Annotated in this window: 24 protein-coding genes; 7 read left to right on the top strand and 17 right to left on the bottom strand. The window is 73.0% G+C overall.

Going from position 1 to position 17456, the window contains the following annotated elements:
- Window positions 1-21: 21 nt before the first annotated feature.
- Both ABC138_RS10450 and ABC138_RS10445 read right to left on the bottom strand, forming a co-directional pair.
- Window positions 22-651 (bottom strand): MBL fold metallo-hydrolase, encoded by a 630-nt coding sequence (locus ABC138_RS10450; RefSeq protein ID WP_068326873.1) that lies wholly within the window; start codon window positions 649-651, stop codon window positions 22-24.
- Window positions 648-1736, bottom strand: coding sequence for an S-(hydroxymethyl)mycothiol dehydrogenase (locus tag ABC138_RS10445; RefSeq protein ID WP_345913639.1), 1089 nt, complete (start codon window positions 1734-1736; stop codon window positions 648-650). Before ABC138_RS10445 ends, ABC138_RS10450 begins: the two co-directional genes overlap by 4 nt.
- 165 nt (window positions 1737-1901) lie before the next feature.
- On the opposite strand from ABC138_RS10445, the gene ABC138_RS10440 reads away from it, so the two are divergent.
- From ABC138_RS10440 to ABC138_RS10430, 3 genes are read left to right on the top strand one after another with little or no spacing between them, the layout of a single operon-like run.
- Window positions 1902-2219, top strand: coding sequence for a transcriptional regulator (locus ABC138_RS10440; protein WP_068326879.1), 318 nt, complete (start codon window positions 1902-1904; stop codon window positions 2217-2219).
- A gap of 37 nt (window positions 2220-2256) precedes the next feature.
- On the top strand, window positions 2257-2583 hold the full coding sequence (locus ABC138_RS10435; protein WP_345913638.1) for a hypothetical protein: 327 nt from the start codon (window positions 2257-2259) through the stop codon (window positions 2581-2583).
- A complete protein-coding gene (locus ABC138_RS10430; protein WP_345913637.1) occupies window positions 2580-3296 on the top strand; it encodes a gamma-glutamyl-gamma-aminobutyrate hydrolase family protein in 717 nt (238 codons plus the stop codon). The genes ABC138_RS10435 and ABC138_RS10430 overlap by 4 nt, the downstream gene beginning before the upstream one ends.
- 16 nt (window positions 3297-3312) lie before the next feature.
- Here ABC138_RS10430 and ispF read toward each other — a convergent pair whose 3' ends face one another.
- Entirely contained in the window at window positions 3313-3825 is a 513-nt protein-coding gene (ispF, locus tag ABC138_RS10425) for a 2-C-methyl-D-erythritol 2,4-cyclodiphosphate synthase (RefSeq protein WP_345913636.1), read from the bottom strand.
- Between the two features lie 56 nt (window positions 3826-3881).
- On the opposite strand from ispF, the gene ABC138_RS10420 reads away from it, so the two are divergent.
- On the top strand, window positions 3882-4952 hold the full coding sequence (locus ABC138_RS10420; RefSeq protein ID WP_345913635.1) for an NAD(P)-binding domain-containing protein: 1071 nt from the start codon (window positions 3882-3884) through the stop codon (window positions 4950-4952).
- 77 nt (window positions 4953-5029) lie between these two features.
- On the opposite strand, the gene ispD is transcribed toward ABC138_RS10420, so the two are convergent.
- Window positions 5030-5701, bottom strand: a complete 672-nt coding sequence (gene ispD, locus ABC138_RS10415; protein ID WP_068326893.1) for a 2-C-methyl-D-erythritol 4-phosphate cytidylyltransferase — start codon at window positions 5699-5701, stop codon at window positions 5030-5032.
- A 38-nt stretch (window positions 5702-5739) separates the two neighbouring features.
- Window positions 5740-6222, bottom strand: coding sequence for a CarD family transcriptional regulator (locus ABC138_RS10410; protein WP_068326896.1), 483 nt, complete (start codon window positions 6220-6222; stop codon window positions 5740-5742).
- A gap of 189 nt (window positions 6223-6411) precedes the next feature.
- Here ABC138_RS10410 and ABC138_RS10405 point away from each other — a divergent pair, with 189 nt between their 5' ends.
- Entirely contained in the window at window positions 6412-6927 is a 516-nt protein-coding gene (locus ABC138_RS10405; protein WP_345913634.1) for a hypothetical protein, read from the top strand.
- 95 nt (window positions 6928-7022) lie between these two features.
- On the opposite strand, the gene ABC138_RS10400 is transcribed toward ABC138_RS10405, so the two are convergent.
- Complete coding sequence (locus ABC138_RS10400; protein WP_068326902.1) at window positions 7023-7703, bottom strand: response regulator transcription factor; 681 nt, start codon at window positions 7701-7703, stop codon at window positions 7023-7025.
- Between the two features lie 17 nt (window positions 7704-7720).
- Entirely contained in the window at window positions 7721-8893 is a 1173-nt protein-coding gene (locus ABC138_RS10395) for an ATP-binding protein (RefSeq protein WP_068326905.1), read from the bottom strand.
- Window positions 8894-9053: 160 nt separating this feature from the next.
- Here ABC138_RS10395 and phoU point away from each other — a divergent pair, with 160 nt between their 5' ends.
- A complete protein-coding gene (gene phoU / locus ABC138_RS10390) occupies window positions 9054-9731 on the top strand; it encodes a phosphate signaling complex protein PhoU (RefSeq protein ID WP_068326909.1) in 678 nt (225 codons plus the stop codon).
- A gap of 50 nt (window positions 9732-9781) precedes the next feature.
- Here phoU and ABC138_RS10385 read toward each other — a convergent pair whose 3' ends face one another.
- From ABC138_RS10385 to ABC138_RS10370, 4 genes are read right to left on the bottom strand one after another with little or no spacing between them, the layout of a single operon-like run.
- Window positions 9782-10513, bottom strand: a complete 732-nt coding sequence (locus ABC138_RS10385) for a phosphoglyceromutase (RefSeq protein WP_068424385.1) — start codon at window positions 10511-10513, stop codon at window positions 9782-9784.
- A gap of 22 nt (window positions 10514-10535) precedes the next feature.
- Window positions 10536-11057 carry a YbjN domain-containing protein gene (locus tag ABC138_RS10380; protein WP_068326915.1) on the bottom strand — a complete coding sequence of 174 codons (522 nt, stop codon included), beginning with the start codon at window positions 11055-11057 and terminating at the stop codon, window positions 10536-10538.
- A complete protein-coding gene (gene mshA, locus ABC138_RS10375; protein WP_345913654.1) occupies window positions 11054-12298 on the bottom strand; it encodes a D-inositol-3-phosphate glycosyltransferase in 1245 nt (414 codons plus the stop codon). Before mshA ends, ABC138_RS10380 begins: the two co-directional genes overlap by 4 nt.
- A 34-nt stretch (window positions 12299-12332) precedes the next feature.
- Complete coding sequence (locus tag ABC138_RS10370) at window positions 12333-13088, bottom strand: hypothetical protein (protein WP_345913633.1); 756 nt, start codon at window positions 13086-13088, stop codon at window positions 12333-12335.
- A gap of 60 nt (window positions 13089-13148) precedes the next feature.
- On the opposite strand from ABC138_RS10370, the gene ABC138_RS10365 reads away from it, so the two are divergent.
- Window positions 13149-13970, top strand: coding sequence for a class I SAM-dependent methyltransferase (locus tag ABC138_RS10365; protein ID WP_345913632.1), 822 nt, complete (start codon window positions 13149-13151; stop codon window positions 13968-13970).
- On the opposite strand, the gene ABC138_RS10360 is transcribed toward ABC138_RS10365, so the two are convergent.
- Genes ABC138_RS10360 through ABC138_RS10335 form a run of 6 tightly spaced genes read right to left on the bottom strand, consistent with a single transcriptional unit; the run spans window position 13958 to window position 17376 of the window.
- Window positions 13958-14323 carry a phosphomannose isomerase type II C-terminal cupin domain gene (locus ABC138_RS10360; protein ID WP_068424876.1) on the bottom strand — a complete coding sequence of 122 codons (366 nt, stop codon included), beginning with the start codon at window positions 14321-14323 and terminating at the stop codon, window positions 13958-13960. The genes ABC138_RS10365 and ABC138_RS10360 overlap by 13 nt on opposite strands.
- Before the next feature lie 58 nt (window positions 14324-14381).
- Window positions 14382-14675: a DUF2516 family protein gene (locus tag ABC138_RS10355; RefSeq protein ID WP_068329167.1), complete on the bottom strand. Its 294-nt coding sequence runs from the start codon at window positions 14673-14675 to the stop codon at window positions 14382-14384.
- Window positions 14676-14684: 9 nt separating this feature from the next.
- Window positions 14685-15113, bottom strand: a complete 429-nt coding sequence (gene dtd / locus ABC138_RS10350; RefSeq protein ID WP_345913631.1) for a D-aminoacyl-tRNA deacylase — start codon at window positions 15111-15113, stop codon at window positions 14685-14687.
- A gap of 10 nt (window positions 15114-15123) precedes the next feature.
- Window positions 15124-16110, bottom strand: a complete 987-nt coding sequence (locus tag ABC138_RS10345) for an asparaginase (protein WP_345913630.1) — start codon at window positions 16108-16110, stop codon at window positions 15124-15126.
- 16 nt (window positions 16111-16126) lie between these two features.
- Window positions 16127-16753, bottom strand: coding sequence for a hypothetical protein (locus ABC138_RS10340; protein WP_345913629.1), 627 nt, complete (start codon window positions 16751-16753; stop codon window positions 16127-16129).
- Complete coding sequence (locus tag ABC138_RS10335; protein ID WP_082807648.1) at window positions 16750-17376, bottom strand: helix-turn-helix transcriptional regulator; 627 nt, start codon at window positions 17374-17376, stop codon at window positions 16750-16752. The genes ABC138_RS10340 and ABC138_RS10335 overlap by 4 nt, the downstream gene beginning before the upstream one ends.
- Between the last annotated feature and the right edge of the window lie 80 nt (window positions 17377-17456).

Below are 17456 nucleotides of genomic sequence, written 5' to 3'. Positions count from 1 at the left end.
ACGCGCCGCCGCGCCGACGGCTCAGTGCCCGCGGTCGAGCCACTCCTGCACGTGCGGTGCCTCCGCGCCGATCGTCGTGTCGTCCCCGTGGCCGGTGTGGACGACGGTGGCCGGGGGCAGGACGAGCAGCTCCTCGCGGATCGACTCGACGATCGTCGGGAAGTCGGAGAACGAGCGGCCGGTCGCGCCGGGACCCCCCTGGAAGAGGGTGTCCCCGGAGAAGAGGACCCCGAGACCGGGGGCGTGCAGGCAGCAGGCACCGGGCGCGTGGCCCGGCGTGTGCAGCACGGTGAGCTCGGTGCCGGCGACGGTGATGACCTGACCGTGGGCGAGTGCGCCGTCGGGGGCCCGGTCGGGGTAGGTCATCTCCCACAGCGGCGCCTCGTCGGGGTGCAGCCAGATCGGGGCGCCCTTGGCATCCGCGACCTCGGCCGCCGCGTTGACGTGGTCGTTGTGGGCGTGGGTGCTCACGACGGCCACGAGCGTCCGGTCGCCGATCGCCTCGAGGATCGGGGCGGCCTCGTGGCCGGCGTCGATGACGATGCACTCCGCGTCGTCGCCGACGACCCACACGTTGTTGTCGACCTCCCAGGACCCGCCGTCGAGCTCGAAGGTGCCCGAGGTGACGACCTTGTCGATGCGCGCCGTCACAGGACCACGACCGATCGCAGCACGTCACCGGAGTGCATCTTGTCGAAGGCGGACTCGATGTCGCCCAGCCCGATCCGCTCGGTGACGAAGGCGTCGAGGTCGAAGCGGCCCTGGCGGTAGAGGTCGACGAGCATCGGGAAGTCGCGGCTCGGCAGGCAGTCGCCGTACCAGCTGGACCTCAGCGAGCCGCCGCGACCGAAGATCTCGATCATCGGAAGGGTGACCTCCTTGTCGGGGGTCGGCACGCCGACGAGCACGAGGCGCCCGGCGAGATCTCGGGCGTAGAAGGCCTGCTCGTAGGTCTGCGGCAGGCCGACCGCCTCGACGACGACGTCCGCGCCGAAGCCACCGGTGAGCTCGCGGACCCGCTCGACGGTGTCCTCGGTGCTCGCGTCGACGGTGTGCGTGGCGCCGAAGCCCTTGGCGATCTCGAGCTTGCGGGGGTCGGTGTCGACGGCGATGATCGTCGTCGCGCCGGCGACCTGCGCGCCCGCGATGGCCGCGTTGCCGACGCCGCCGCAGCCGATGACGGCGATCGACTCGCCGCGGGTGACCTCGCCGGTGTTGACCGCCGCGCCGAAGCCGGCCATGACGCCGCAGCCGAGCAGGCCCACGGCGGCCGCGTCGGCCTCGCCGTCGACCTTGGTGCACTGGCCGGCGGCGACGAGGGTCTTCTCCGCGAAGGCGCCGATCCCGAGGGCCGGGGTGAGCTCCTCGCCGGTCTCGGCGATGGTCATCCGCTGCGTGGCGTTGTGGGTGTCGAAGCAGTACTGGGGCTTGCCCTTGAGGCAGGCGCGGCACTGGCCGCACACGGCGCGCCAGTTGAGGATGACGAAGTCGCCCGGCGCGACGTCGGTGACACCCTCGCCGACGGCCTCGACGACGCCGGCCGCCTCGTGGCCGAGGAGGAAGGGGAACTCGTCGTTGATCCCGCCCTCGCGGTAGTGCAGGTCGGTGTGGCACACCCCGCAGGAGTGCACCTGGACGACGGCCTCGCCGGGTCCGGGGTCGGGGACGACGATGTCGACGAGCTCGACGTCGGCTCCCTTCGAGCGGGCGATGACTGCCTTGACGGTCTGCGGCACGGCGCGACTCCCTTCGCTGGTGGGCCGGGTGGCCCGATCACTGCCCCCATTGTGGCCCACGGGCGAAGGGGACGACAGCCGCGGGTCCGGGGTGGCCGCGGATCCGCCTGCGGCGGCGGGCGAGCGGCGTCTTGCCGCCGAGGCAAGTCACCTACTCTGGGTGCCATGCCTCGGCCGATCTTCGACCCGGTGGTGCACCAGCCGCACCGGCTGCAGATCTGTGCCCTGCTGGCGCCGACGCGGGGCCTGCCCTTCGCCGAGGTCCGCGACGAGATCGGCCTGTCGGACTCCGCGCTGAGCAAGCACCTGCGCAGCCTCGAGGCCGAGGGCTACGTCACGGTGGGGCGGGAGCTGACGGACGGTCGGCGCACGACGCGAGTGACCCTCACTCCCGCCGGCCGCGAGGCCCTGTGCGGTCACGTCTCCGAGCTGCAGCGGCTCGCCCGGCTCGCGTCGCCGCGGCCCCGCGTCAGGACGGCCTGACGCACCCCGCGCCCGGCGGCGACATAGGGTGGCGCGCATGGGCCTCGACCACCAGTTCACCTACCTGCTGACGCAGCTCGGCTGGTCGCTCCCGGCCATGATCACCGTCGCCGTGATCGGCGTGATCGCCCTGGTGCGCCGCGACGCCGGTCTCTGGTGGAAGCTCGTCGTCGGCGGTGCCGCCGTGCTCGTGATGGGGCAGCTCATGAGCGCCTTCGGCACCTTCCTCATCATGCAGCTCGACCGCGGCTACCAGTTCCACTGGCTCGTGTCGGCCCCGGCCCTGCTGCTGAACGTGGTCGGGCTCGGCCTCCTCGGCGCGGGGGCCGTCACCGGGCGGCGAGCGCCGACGACCACCCGATGAGCCTCCTCGTCATCCAGCACCAGGAGACCTGCCCACCGGCACTCGTCGGGACCTGGCTCACCGAGGCCGGCGTCGAGCTCGACGTCCGGCGCCCCTACGTCGGCGACGCGCTGCCGAGTGACCTCGAGCAGCACGACGGCCTGCTCGTCCTCGGGGGCGAGATGGGCTGCCGCGACGACGACGTGGCCCCGTGGCTGCCGACCGTGCGCGAGCTGATCCGCACGGCCGCGGAGCGGGCGACCCCGACCATGGGCATCTGCCTCGGGCACCAGCTCGCGGCCGTCGCGCTCGGCGGCGACGTCGCGCGCAACCCGCGCGGCCGCACGATCGGCGTGTGCACCGTGAGCGACACCGGGCACCTCGCGGGCGACCCGGTCCTCGGCAGCACGACCGGTGCCCCCGTCGCGCAGTGGAACGACGACATCGTCACGGCCCTGCCCGAGGGGGCGGTCGCCCTCGCCGCCAACGAGCACGGCGACCTGCTCCTCGCCCGTCTCGCACCGACCGTCTGGGGCGTGCAGGGGCACCCCGAGGCCGACCTCCCCGTCGTCGCCCGCTGGGCGGCCAAGGAGCCCGACACCCCGGCCGTGTCCGGCACCGACGTGCCCACCGCGCTGGCCGAGGTCGAGCAGGCGCGGCCGCGCGTGGCCGAGGCCTGGCGTCCCGTCGTCCGGGCCTTCGTCCGCGAGCTCGCCGACCGCCGCAGGACCTGAGTCCTCCCCTTCGCCCTCAGGCGGGGACGACGAGCGCGGTCGCGACCGCGGCCGCCCCCTCGCCCCGACCCGTCAGGCCGAGCCCGTCGGTCGTCGTGCCGCTGACGCTCACCGGCGCGCCGCAGGCCGCCGACATGGCCTCCTGGGCCTCCTCACGGCGGGTGCCGATCTTGGGCCGGTTGCCGATGACCTGCACGGCGATGTTGCCGATCTCGTAGCCCGCTGCCCGCACGAGCCGGGCCGCCTCCGCGAGCAGCCTTGCGCCCGAAGCGCCCTCGAGCTCGGGGCGCCCGGTCCCGAAGTGCGTGCCGAGGTCGCCGATCCCGGCCGCGGAGAAGAGCGCGTCGCACGCGGCGTGGCAGGCGACGTCCGCGTCGGAGTGGCCCTCGAGCCCGACCTCGCCGGGCCACAGCAGACCGGCGACCCAGAGCTGGCGCCCCGACTCGGGGGCCGCGAGGGCGTGGACGTCGACGCCGATCCCGGTCCGTGGCAGCCGACCGACGCCGTCGATGTGGTGCTTCGCAGTCATGACGGCAGTGTCGCAGCCGCAGGGATCAACGCGTCGCGACCGGGCGTTGCACGAGCGTGGAGACCCTCGACTCGCTCGTCATCGGCGCCGGCCAGGGCGGTCTGTCCGCGTCCTTCCACCTGCGCCGTCTCGGCATCGACCACGTCGTCCTGGACGGCAACGAGCGGGCGGGCGGCGCGTGGCAGCACCGCTGGGACTCGCTGTCGATGGACGACGTGCACGGGGTCGCCGACCTGCCCGACGCCCCTGCCCCGGGCGGCTCCGCCGACCGGGCCAACGAGGTCATCGCGCGGTGGTTCGACGAGTACGAGCAGACCCACGACCTGCCCGTCCTGCGGTCCGTCCGCGTCGACCGGGTCACCGACGAGGACGGCCTGCTCGTCGTCCACGCGGGCGCGCGGACCTGGACCACGCGGACGCTCGTCAACGCGACGGGGACGTGGACGCACCCCTTCGTGCCGACGTACCCGGGCCAGCGGGACTTCGCCGGGGAGCAGTGGCACACGGTCGCCTACCCGGGCGCCGAGCACTTCCGCGGCATGCAGGTCGTCGTCGTCGGTGGCGGCGCCTCGGCCGTGCAGTTCATCGGCGAGATCGCACCGATCGCCGAGGTCACCTGGGTGACGCGGCGCGAGCCGGTGTGGAACCCGCAGTTCTCCGGCCGGGACGCCGTCGAGCTCGTCGAGCGCCGAGTGCGCGAAGGGAGGCCCCCCGCCAGCGTCGTGTCCGTCACGGGCCTGGCGCTGCGCCCCCAGGAGATGACCGCGGCACGCACCGGCGTCTACGGGCGGCGTCGACCGATGTTCGAGCGGGTCGAGCGTGACGGGGTGCGTTGGGCGGACGGGAGCTTCGCCGCCGCCGACGCGATCCTGTGGGCCACGGGGTTCCGCCCCGCGATCCGGCACCTCGCCCCCCTTCGCCTGCGCAGCGCCGCGGGCGGCATCGCCCTGCTGCCCGGCAGCCGGGACGTGCAGACCTCCGTCACGAGCGCGGTCGACCCCCGCGTGCAGCTCGTGGGCTACGGGCCGTCGGCGAGCACGATCGGCGGCAACCGCGCCGGCCGCGCCGCGGCTCTCGCCGTGCGGCGCCAGCTCTCCGCCGCCCCACCAGCGGACCTGCGCACCTGAACCCTGCATTCCCCTAGGGCAATGCACGCCTGAACCTGCATTCCCCTAGGGCAATGCAGGAAGGGGGGAGGACGGACTCAGCCGGACGCGGCCAGGAGGCGCTCGGCGCGGGCGAGGTCCTCGGGGGTCGTGATCTTGAGCGCGCGGGGGTCGCCCTCGACGACGACCACGTCGTGGCCGAGGGCCTCGACGAGGGCCGCGTCATCGGTGGCGAGGACTCCGGCGGCGTGGGCGGCGGCGAGGACCGCGCGGTCGAAGCCCTGGGGGGTCTGCACGGCGCGCAGGCTCTCGCGCACCGGCGTCGACGTGATGACCCCCCGCTCGTCGACGACCTTGATGGTGTCGACGACCGGCAGCCCGGGGATCGCGCCGGCAGCACCTGTCGCGACCGCGGCGACGACCCGGTCGAAGACCGCGACGGGCGTGAGGCACCGGGCGGCGTCGTGCACGAGGACCATCGTCACCCGCTCGGAGAGCGCGTCGAGCCCGCGGGCGACGGACTCGGTCCGCTCGGCGCCACCGGCGACCACGGCCACCCCGACGTCCTGCGCGGGGACCCGCTCGACGATCTGGCGGGCGGGTGCGAGCTGCGCCTGCGGCACGACGAGGACGACCTCGGCGGGTCCGGCGGCGAGCACCCCTCGGAGGGCGTGCTCGAGGATGGTCGCGCCGGCGAGCTCGACGAAGGCCTTGGGCCGGTCGGCCCCGAGGCGGGTCCCCGAGCCGGCCGCGACGACGACGACGCCCACACCGGGAGCGGTGCGGGCGTCGTCGGTCAGGTGTGTGCTCAGGAAGCCAGGACCTCGTCGAGGATGACCTCGGCCTTGTCCTCGTCCGTCTTCTCGGCGAGCGCGAGCTCGGAGACGAGGATCTGGCGCGCCTTGGCCAGCATCCGCTTCTCACCGGCGGACAGGCCCCGGTCCTTCTCACGGCGCCACAGGTCGCGGACGACCTCGGCCACCTTGATGACGTCACCGGAGGCCAGCTTCTCGAGGTTCGCCTTGTAGCGACGGGACCAGTTCGTCGGCTCCTCGGCGTGCGGCGTGCGCAGCACCTCGAAGACGCGGTCCAAGCCCTCCTTGCCCACGACGTCGCGGACACCCACGAGGTCGCAGTTCTCGGCGGGCACCTCGATGGTCAGGTCACCCTGGGCCACCTTGAGCTTGAGGTACTGCTTGTCCTCACCCTTGATCGTTCGGATCTTGATCTCTTCGATCAGAGCAGCCCCGTGGTGGGGGTACACGACCGTCTCGCCGACCTTGAAAACCATGTGGAGATTTCCCCTTTCGCGACCTCCAGAATATCACGGCGTGTCGTGGGTCGCACCGGCGCTCACGGCACCACAATGGCCCTCCGCGCCCGCGCACCTCCGCGCCTAGGGGCCGGGCAGGCGAGGGCGCGCGTGGGGTGTGCCGCACCGGTACCCACCTCCGAGGACGCCCCCGCTAGGCTGTGCCCCGTGAAGCGCAACCTCGTCACCCGCAGCCGCGCCGTCCTCGTGGCCCTCGCCCTCGCGGCCGGCACTGCCGGCTGCTCGGTCAACTCCCCGTTCCAGACGGCCGAGACCATGTCCTTGGGCGACGGCGTCCCCGTCGACCTCGAGAGCGCCCAGGTGCGCAACCTCGCCCTCGTCAGCGGGGGCCAGGGCGGCGAGGCCACGGTCACCGGCACCGTGGAGAACACCTCCGGCAAGCCGCTCACCTTCTCCCTCAGCGTCGGCGGCGCCTCGGTCAGGACCCGCATCGCCGCGCACCAGACGGTCTCGCTCAGCGAGGACAAGCACCTCACGCTCGACAAGGTCGACGCCGGCCCCGGCGACATGACCGACGCGGAGGTCTCCGACGGCTCCGAGACCACGCCGGTGAGCGTCCCCGTCCTCGACCCGGCCGGCTACTACGAGGACTACGCTCCCGAGGGCTGGACCCCGACCCCCGGTCCGACGAAGGCCGACGACGGCGAGTCCGAGGGCCACTGACCCACGGGCGAGCGACCCGCTCGGCACCCCGCACCGGAGGCCGGTACCCGCGACGGGTACCGGCCTCCGGTGCGTCAGGACGAAGGGGGGAACCCTCAGCCCTCGAACTTGTAGCCCAGGCCGCGCACGGTGACGATGTGGACCGGCTTGGCCGGGTCCGGCTCGATCTTGGCGCGCAGCCGCTTGATGTGGACGTCGAGGGTCTTGGTGTCGCCGACGTAGTCGCTGCCCCACACCCGATCGATGATCTGCACGCGGGTGAGCACCCGGCCCACGTTGCGCAGGAGCATCTCGAGCAGCTCGAACTCCTTGAGCGGCAGCTGCACCTGGGTGCCGTTGACGGAGACGACGTGACGGTCGATGTCCATGCGCACCGGGCCGCCCTCGATCGTCGCGGGCAGCAGCTCCTCGGGCTCGCTGTTGCGACGCAGCACCGCCTTGACGCGCGCGAGCAGCTCACGCGAGCTGTAGGGCTTGGTGACGTAGTCGTCGGCACCGATCTCGAGCCCGACGACCTTGTCGATCTCGCCGTCCTTGGCGGTCAGCATGATCACCGGGACGTTGGACCGCTGCCGGATGGCCCGGCACACGTCGATGCCGGACAGCCCGGGGAGCATGAGGTCCAGGAGCACGAGGTCGGCACCGTCCGCGTCGAAGGCCGAGATCGCGTCGGGCCCGGTCTCGGCGACCTCGACGTCGTATCCCTCCTTGTCGAGCAGATAGGACAGGGGGTCCGAGAAGGACACCTCGTCCTCGACCACGAGGATGCGTGTCATCAGCGGCTCTCCTTCATTCAGGGGGTGGTGGGTGAGGGGGTGACGGGAGGCGCGGGGCGCTCGACCTCGAGGGTCTCCGGCGCGACGGGCAGGCGGATGGTGAAGGTCGAGCCGTGCGCGCCGTCGCTCCACACCTGGATGTCGCCGCCGTGGTTGGCGCAGATGTGCTTGACGATCGACAGCCCCAGCCCGGTCCCCCCGGTAGCGCGTGACCGGGCGGCGTCCATCCGGTAGAAGCGCTCGAAGATCCGCGTCTGCTCGTGCTCGGGGATCCCGGGCCCCTGGTCGGTCACGGCGATCTCCACGGTGTCGCCCTGCAGGCGGGCGCCGACGCCGACCGCCGTCCCGGGGTCGGAGTAGGAGATCGCATTGCCGACGAGGTTGCGCACGGCCGTGATGAGCATGTCCTCGTCGCCCCGGACGTAGAGCTCCTCGGAGACCTTGTCGGTCAGGGTGATGTCCTTGGCCTCGGCCTCGATGCGCAGGTGCTCCAGTGCGAGGGCCACGACGTCCTCGACGTCGACGAGCTGCGGGTCCTGCAGGACAGGGGTGCCCTGGAGCCGCGAGAGCTCGACGATCTCCTTGATCAGGCTCGACAGGCGGGTGGCCTCGCCCTGCATCCGCCGGGCGAAGCGGTCGACGGCCTCGGGGTCGTCCTTGGCGTCCATGACGGCCTCGGCGAGCAGCGAGATGCCACCGACGGGGGTCTTGAGCTCGTGGCTGACGTTGGCGACGAAGTCGCGCCGGGTCTCCTCGAGCCGGCGGCCCTGGGTCTGGTCGTCGACGAGGAGCAGCAGGTGGTCGGCGCCGAGCGGGGCCACGCGGGCCGAGACGTAGACGACGGAGCTCAGGCCCGGGCGGGCGATCTCCAGCTGGGCGTCACGGATCACGTCGTCGCGCGCGACCTGCTCGACCATGGTGGAGATCGCCGGATGGGCCAGACGACCGTTGCGGACGAGGCCGTAGCTGACTGCCGCGGGTGAGTTGGTGACGACCCGCCCGGTCCGGTCGAGCACGACCCCGGACGAGCGCAGCACGGCGAGGACGTCGCCGACGCCCCGCGGCACCTCCGGCTCCGGCTCCGGTGGCACAGCGCGCTCGCGATCGCTGAAGTCGATCGCCGCCCAGACGAGGAAGCCGATGAGCAGGCCGGCGATGCCACCGAGAATTGCCGCTGTCGTTGGCTCCACGTCACCGAGGGTACTTCTCCGGTGGGGCATGCTGGGACCGGGTGGCCGGGCACCGCACGGTCCTCCGCGGAGTTCACCTGCTCGCCCGACGACGTTCACCCGGACGAGGTCTCATGGGGCCGGGACACCCCTCTTCCACCACCGATCACAGGAGCTGCCGATGCGTCAGGTCTTCCACGACGAGCTGGAGCAGGTCGCCGCCGACCTCGTCGAGCTCGCCCACCTCGTCGCGGGCGCCATCCGCCAGTCGACGGCCGCCCTCCTCGACGCCGACGTGCAGGTCGCCGACGCGGTGATCGCCGCGGACCAGGAGATCGACCGGCGTCGCAACGAGCTCGACCAGCGGTCGATCGACCTGCTCGCGCGCCAGGCCCCCGTCGCGAGCGACCTGCGCACGGTCGTCGCCTCGATGCGCATCTCCGGCGACCTCGAGCGCATGGGCGACCTCGCCCGCCACGTCGCGCAGGTGGTGCGCCTGCGCTATCCCGAGAACGCGATCCCGGACGAGGTGCGCGAGTCCTTCGCGAGCATGGGACGCGCCGCGGAGGAGATCGTCGCACGTGCCGCCGACACCATCCGCACCCAGGACGCCTACGGTGCCCGCGCCATCGAGCAGATCGACGACCGCCTCGACGAGCTGCACCGCGACATGTTCACCCAGCTGGCCGAGGGCACCTGGCAGCACGGCACGACGCGGGCCGTCGACGCCGCGCTGCTCAGCCGCTACTACGAGCGCTTCGGCGACCACGCCGTGACGATCGCCCGTCGGGTCGGCTTCCTCGTCACCGGTGAGTTCCACCCTTCCGACGACGCCCTCGACGTCGACGACGGCGTCTGAGCCGAGCGCCCACGGCCCCGCGCCCGAGACGGGGTCCCGACCGGGTCTCGCTACTTGCCCTGGTTGGCGACGGCGGCGGCCTCGGCGGCCGCGGCCTCCGGGTCGAGGTACTCGGCCGGACGCGTCGGCATGAAGTCCTCGCCGAGGTCGTAGACGAGCGGCATGCCGGTCGGGATGTTGAGCCCGGCGATGTCCTCGTCGCTGATGCCGTCGAGGTGCTTGACGAGAGCGCGCAGCGAGTTGCCGTGCGCGGTGACCAGGACGGTGCGGCCGGTGGCGAGGTCCTCGCGGATCGGACCCTCCCAGTACGGCATGAGGCGCTCGATGACGTCCTTGAGGCACTCGGTGCGCGGCACCTCCAGGCCCGCGTAGCGCGGGTCGTCCGTCTGCGCGAACTCGTTGTCGACGTCGATGGCCGGCGGCGGGGTGTCGAAGCTGCGCCGCCAGAGCATGAACTGCTCCTCGCCGTACTTCTCCCGCGTCGCGGCCTTGTCGAGCCCCTGCAGCGCACCGTAGTGGCGCTCGTTGAGCCGCCAGTCGCGCCGCACCGGGATCCAGTGGCGGTCGGCGGCGTCGAGGGCGAGGTTGGCGGTGGTGATGGCCCGGCGCAGGACGGAGGTGTGCACGACGTCGGGGAGGATGCCCGCCTCCTTCATCAGCTCGCCGCCGCGCACCGCCTCGGCGCGTCCCCGGTCGATGAGGTCGACGTCGACCCATCCGGTGAAGAGGTTCTTCTCGTTCCAGTCGGAACGGCCGTGGCGCAGCAGGATCAGAGTCGACATGGGCACAGCGTATCGACGCCCGTCAGGCCTCGGCGGGGCCGTCCGTGCGCTCGAGCACGGCCCGGAATGCCTCGAGGTTGCGCAGCGACTCGCCGCGCGAGACGCGCCAGTCCCACTCCTTCTGCATCGAGGACCGGAACCCGAGGAGCAGCAGCTCGTTGAAGGGTGCGTCGGCCGCCTCGAGCACCACCCCGAGCACCTGGTCGACGAGCTCGTCGGTCACCGCGCGAAGGGGGATCCGCCCGCCGACGTAGACGTCACCGGAGGCATCGATGGAGTACGCGAGGAGGGGCATGCGCAGGTTGCGGCGCAGGAGGTAGCGGTAGAACTCCTCGTGGTTCTCGTCCGCGTTGCGGATGACGAAGGCCGAGACCGACAGCGCGTTGTCGCCGACGACGAGGGAGACGACGGTCTTGAGCTTCTTGTCCCCCGGCAGGGTGACGACGAGCTCGCCGTCGCGGGCACCCCCTTCGTGCTCGAGGTCGGCGTCGGTCACGACTCGGGTGACGACCGCCAGGGCCTGCTCACGATCGGACGTGGTCATCGGGAGACCTCCAGGGTGGTCGCGGACGTGCGCTCGGCGACGGCGTCGCCGTAGACGTCGAGCAGCCGGTCGACGGTGCTCGACCAGCCGAAGGCCTCGGCGTGCCGGCGCGCGCGCGAGCGCAGGTCCGCGGCCCGCTCGGGGTCCTCGAGGACGGCGAGGAGCTCGTCGGCCCAGCGGCGCGGGTCGTGCCCCGGCACGAGGACGCCCGCGTCGCCGACGGCGGTGGGCAGGCCACCCACCTCGGCCGCGAGGACCACCGCGCCGGAGGCCAGCGCCTCGATGGCGACGAGGCCGAAGGACTCGGTGTACGAGGGGACGGTGACGACGTCCGCGGCGCGGTACCAGTCGGCCAGCTCGGTGCGGGTCGACGGCGGCGCGAGGTGGAGCACGTCGGAGACGCCGAGCTCCTCACCGAGCAGCCGCAGGCGGTCCGGGGCCGCGAGCCCGCGGCCGGAGGCGCCGCCGAGCACGGCGACGACGAGGCGATCGCGCAGGCCGGGACGGCGCTCGAGCAGCTCGGCGGCCGCCCGCACGAGCACGTCCGGTGCCTTGAGTGGCTGGATGCGCCCGACGAAGAGCAGGACGACCGCGTCGCGGGCGATGCCGACCCGCTCACGGGCGGCGTCCCGGTCACCCGGCGTGAAGATGTCGAGGTCGACGCCCGGCGGCACGACGACGACCTTCGCCGGGTCCGCGTCGTAGTACTCGACGAGCTCGCTCGCCTCCCGCTCGGTGTTGGCCAGGAGCCGGTCGGCGATGTCGACGACCTGCGACTCGCCGACCTCGCGCCCGGCCGGCTCGGGGACGTCGTCCTCGGCCAGCTGGCGGTTCTTCACCCGGGCCATCGTGTGCATCGTGTGCACGAGCGGGACCTGCCACCGCTCGGCGACGAGCCACCCGACCTGCCCCGAGAGCCAGTAGTGCGAGTGCGCGACGTCGTAGTGGCCCGCGGGCACCATGGCGATCTCACGCATGATCCCGGCGGCGAAGGCGCACAGCTGCCCGGGCAGGTCCTCCTTGACCAGGCCCTCGTAGGGCCCGGCGTCGACGTGGCGCACGGTGACCCCGGGGAACATCTCGACCTCTTCGGGCAGGTCCGCCGCGGTGCGCCGGGTGAAGATGACGACCTCGACCCCGCGCCTCGCCAGCTCGCGGGCGGCCTCGACGACGTAGACGTTGAGGCCGCCGGCGTCACCCGTACCCGGCTGCGCCAGCGGCGAGGTGTGCACGCTGATCATCGCGACCCGGCGGACCTCCCGGCCGCTCGTGTGCTCACTCACTCTCGATCACCCTTCGGTAGCTCGTCACGGACAGCGTCGCCGACGGGGACCACGCGTGCAGGTCGGTGTGGCCCATCCGACGCAGGTCGACACCCCGGTGCGACCCCTCGGGACCGATGCCGACCAGGGTCCCGAGCTCGGTGCGGTACGCATCGCGCACGGGTGCCGGCCCGTCCCCGACCCACCACGCGCGCTTGCGGAGCGGCTGCTCCGGCAGGCCCGGCTGGCGGCCGACCGTGCCGAGCTCCTGGGCGGAGTGCACGACGACGGCGTCGGCCCCCTTCGCCGTGACCTCGAGGGTGAGGTACGAGCCGACGTACCGGACGGTGACGGTCGCGGGCAGCTCGCGGTCGTCGCCGGTGAGCCGGCCCGACCACGTGGCCTCCCCCGGCTGGATCGACAGGCGATCGATCTCGAGGTTGCTCAGCGCGTGCGAGATCTCCTCGTGGCGCTCCGTGCCGCCGCCCTCGACCTCGCCCTGCAGCGCGGAGACCGGCGAGCCGCCGCGCACCGTGCGGAAGAGCAGGCTGCCGCGGTTGGTCAGGCGCAACCCGCTCCCGTCGAGCTGGACCGCGCGCCCCTCGCCGAGGGTGACGACCCCGCTCGCCTCGGGCGCCACGACGAGCAGCCCGGGCTGCACCGGACGGACCCCCGAGTCACGGCCGAGGGCGGGCGGGACCCAGATGCTCAGGGCCAGCAGGAGGGCACCGCTCAGGGAGAGGAGCAGGGCCACCATGCTCCAGCTCACCCTCCGGTCCGCGTGCCACACCCCATCACCCTAGTTCGGCGCGGCGCCTACGCTGCCGACGTGCCCACCCAGCGCCCCCTCGGCAACATCACGCGCGGCACGACCAACCCCAACCGGTTGCGTCGGTGCGACCGCTGGCTGCTCGCGACCCACCGCGACCGCCTGATGAAGGGGGGACCTCCACACCTCGTCGACCTCGGCCACGGCGCGAGCGGCGTGACGACCGTCGAGTGGGCGGACCGGCTGGCCCCGGTGCGGCCGGACCTGCACGTCACCGGCCTGGAGATCGACCCGGAGCGGGTCGCCGCGGCCCAGGCGTGGGCGCGGTCGGGGGTGGACTTCGCACTCGGCGGCTTCGAGGTGCCGCTGCCCGGGGACGCCGACGCGCGGGTGGTGCGCGCCTTCAACGTGCTGCGCCAGTACGACGAGACCGAGGTCGAGGGACCCTGGCGCACGATGATCGACCGGCTCGACCCGCTCGGGATCCTCGTCGAGGGCACGTGCGACGAGCTGGGGCGCCTCGGCAGCTGGATCACGCTCGACGCGACCGGTCCGCTCACCCTGACCCTCTCGTGGCGGCTGCGCGACCTCGACGCGCAGCGCCTGCCCTCCGTCGTCGCCGAGCGGCTGCCCAAGGCGCTCATCCACCGCAACATCCCGGGCGAGCCGGTGCACGACCTGCTCCGGCTGCTCGACGACGCGTGGCGGCGGGCCTCCCCCTTCGCCCCCTACGGCGCGCGGCAGCAGGCCGTGGCCGCCTGCACGGAGGTCGCGGAGCGGGTGGCGGTCCTCGGCGGCCCGGCGCGCTGGCGCCTCGGCGAGCTGACCCTCCCGTGGGCGGTCGTCGCCCCGCGGAGCGGTCCGCTGGCTCAGCGCTGGTAGTCGTCCTCGAGGCGCTCGATGTCGTCCTCGTCGAACTCGCCGTACCCGATCTCCAGGACCCGGGCGGGCCGGTCGGTGGTGTTGCCCATGCGGTGCCTGGCCCCCACAGGGACCCAGATCTGCTCCCCCGGCTGGGCGCTCCACGAGTCCTCGCCGACGGTGACGTCGATGGGACCGTCGAGGACCTGCCAGAACTCGGCCCGGCGCTCGTGCGTCTGCAGCGACAGCCGGTGGCCGGGGTCGACCGTGATGACCTTGACCGTCGACGGCTCGTTGCAGGTGAACTGCTGGAAGCCACCCCACGGGCGCTCCGAGACGAACATGCCCTCTCGAGGGTCCGGCAGATGGCTCACGTATTCCCCTTGGCTGGTGGTGCGGTGCACGGTCGTGTGCCCGGTCATTGTGCCCGACTCAGCGACGCCGACCCATGACCTCGTCGATGGCGGGGCGCACGTCCGCGAGGTAGACGCCGGCGATGACGATGCCGATGATCGCGAGGATGCCGATGCCCCCGAGGGCCGCGAGGCCCATGAGCGTCGCGATCGCGAGCGCGACGACCCAGAAGACCTTGGTCTGCTTGCTGGTCGCGACGAAGGCGTCCGGGCGCTGGCGCACCGCGTGCACGAGGGCGAAGACCTCCGCGCACAGCGCGAGCAGTCCGAGTACCAGGACGATCCATCCCTGGATCTGGCCGAAGATGTCCACCGCCACAGACTAGGCGGGCACGTCCAGGACGATGGTCACCGGACCGTCCCCGTGGACGTCGAGCGCCATCTGCGCGCCGAACCGGCCCGTCGCCACCTCGATCCCCCGCTCCCGCAGGCCGGCGACGACGGCCTCGACGACCGGCTCCGCGACGGACCGGGGGGCGGCGGCGTTCCAGGAGGGGCGGCGCCCCTTGCGCACGTCGGCGTGGAGGGTGAACTGGCTGACGACGAGCACCGCTGCGCCGCAGTCGGTCACCGACTGCTCGTCGCGCATGATCCGCAGCTCGGCGATCTTGCGCACGGTGGTCGCGACCTCCTCCGGCCCGTCGTCGTGCGTGACACCGACGAGGGCGACGAGCCCGGTCCCGATCTCGCCGACGACCTCGCCGGCGACGGTGACCCGGGCCGAGGTGACCCGCTGCAGGACGGTCCTCATGCCGTGCCCGTCAGGCGCCCAGGCCGACGACCTCGACGGCCCCGACGGGCCGGCCGTGGCCGAGGACGGGCTGGTCGGCGAGCGCGCGCAGACCGGGGGTGTCGACCCCGAGCTCGAGGAGGGCGTGCGCGAGCAGGCCCTGCCGGGCGCGGGCGAAGGGAGCCCCGTCGGCGACCTTGACCGCGACCCCGCGACCGTCGGGCAGCCCTGCCGCGTAGACGGACTCGGCGCCGTCCTTGGCGATGAGTCCGGGCACGGCCTCCATGAAGGCGGTGACGTCCCGACCGGTGCCGCCGACCATGTGCGGCGCGGCACGCATGGCGGCCGCGACCCTCCCTTCGTCGCTCTCGGCACCGGCGGAGGCGAGGTGCCCGAAGGACGCCGCCAGGCCCGACAGCGGGACGGCGAAGAGCGGTGCGCCGCAGCCGTCCACGGTCGTGTGCGAGACGGGGCCGACGACCTCGGCCGTCGTCGCGGCGATCGCCTGCTGGAGTGGGTGCCCGGGGTCGAGGTAGTCCTCGATGGGCCAGCCGTTGACGTGGCAGGTGACGAGCATGCCCGCGTGCTTGCCGGAGCAGTCCTGGGCGACCGGTGCGGGGGCGGTGCCGGCGACGAGCCAGCGCGCGTGCTCGAGCTCGCCGAGCGGCAGGGCGGGCGTGTTCTGCAGCGCGGTGAGGTCGAGGTCGACGCGCGCGAGGATCTCGGCGACGGCCTCGCGGTGGACCTCCTCCGCGGAGTGGCTCGAGCACACGAGGGCGAGCAGGTGCGGCGGGAGGTCGAGGCCGTGACGGACCATCGCGAGGGCCTGGACCGGCTTGAGCGAGGAGCGCGGCAGGACGGGGTCGTCCACCCGGCCGTGGCGAAGGGGGGTCCCCCCGGCAGCGTCGGTCGCGACGAGCGTCGCGCGGTGGGCGGACTCGACGAAGCCCCCGCGGGTCACGTGGACCAGCACGGGGGCGTCGTCGAGGGCGGTGGGGTCAGGAGCCTGGGCGGTCACCCGCCGGAGGCTACCGTCAGTCGCCGACCTTGTCGGCAGCCTTGTCGGCAACCACGGCGGTCTTGGCGGCCGTCGTCCTGGCGGCGGTCGCGGTCGACTTGGTCGCGGTGCGGGTGCGGGCCGCGGCCTTCTTGGTGGTCGTGGAGGTGCGCTTGGCGGCGGTCGTGGTGCGCTTGGCCGAGGTGGAGACGGCCTTCTTCGCCTTGGCGGTGTCGACCTTGACGTCGACGTCCACGGAGTCGACGACGGCGTCGGCGGCCTTGGCGGCCTCCTTGCGACCGATGGTCAGGGTGGCCTTGGCGGACCGCTCGACGTCGGCGACGGCCTTCTTGACCGTGGTGACGGCGCCCTTGCCCAGCGCGACGGTGGACTCGGCCTGGCCGACGAGGTCCTTGGTGGCCTTCTGGTTGCGGATGCGGGTCACGAGCGCCTCGCCACGCTTGGCGAGGTCGGCGTAGTAGGCCTGCGCGTCGGCCGGGGCGGACTTGACGCGCGCCTGGACCTTCTTGGGCTCGAGCTCGGCGCGCAGGGCGGCGAGCTGGGTGGTGTAGCCGCGGACGGTCTCGACGGTGAGGTCGGTCGCGCCGATCGTGGCGTAGGTCTGGTCGGTGACGACCTTCTTGACGGTGGTGGTGACGCTCATGAGGTTCTCCTTGTGGTGCTCGTACGGGACGAGGTCGTGGTCGAACGCCCGGCAGACTTCTTCGCCGCCGAGGTCTTCGAGCGCGACGTCGTCGTCGAGCCCTTGGTGCCGGCCGCCTTCCCCCGGGCGGGGGACGCGGCCTTCTTCTGCGCGGGGGCCGGGGTGGCCCCCTTCGCCTGCCTGGCGGCCTTGTGGGTCGCCCGCGACCGAGGGGTCGGCCGGGAGGGCTCCGCCGGGTCGAGCGCCGCAGCGCCCGCCCCGACGAAGGACTCGTAGATCTCGAGCAGGGTCTGTCGCTGGCGCGCCGTGAGCGCGGGATCGGTGCGGATGGCCGCGCGGGTCGTCGCCCCGGCCTCCGCCGCCGCGTCCTTGGGGTCGAGCAGACCCGCCTGGACGTAGAGGGTCTCGGCGGAGATCGACAGCCCCCGGGCGATCTGCTGGAGGATTTCGGCGCTCGGCCGCTTGACCCCCCGTTCGATCTGGCTCAGGTAGGGGTTGGAGACACCGGCGAGTGCCGACAGCTGCCGCACGGAGAGCTTGGCGAGCAGGCGCTGCTCGCGCAGGTAGTCCCCCAGGTTGTTGCCCAACGCACCGGGCAGGCCCTCGAGCGGGTTCTTCGACATGACTCCATTGTGCTTGCCATGGTTAGCACGTGCAAGCCCTGGACAGCACAGGTGAGCGACCTCACCTCCCACCTGGACTC

It is taken from the genome of Janibacter sp. LM (genome assembly GCF_039631275.1).
GTDB classification, from domain to species: Bacteria; Actinomycetota; Actinomycetes; order Actinomycetales; family Dermatophilaceae; genus Janibacter; species Janibacter terrae.
Note: the sequence above shows the minus strand (reverse complement) of the source record. Positions and strands in the feature narration are given on the sequence as shown.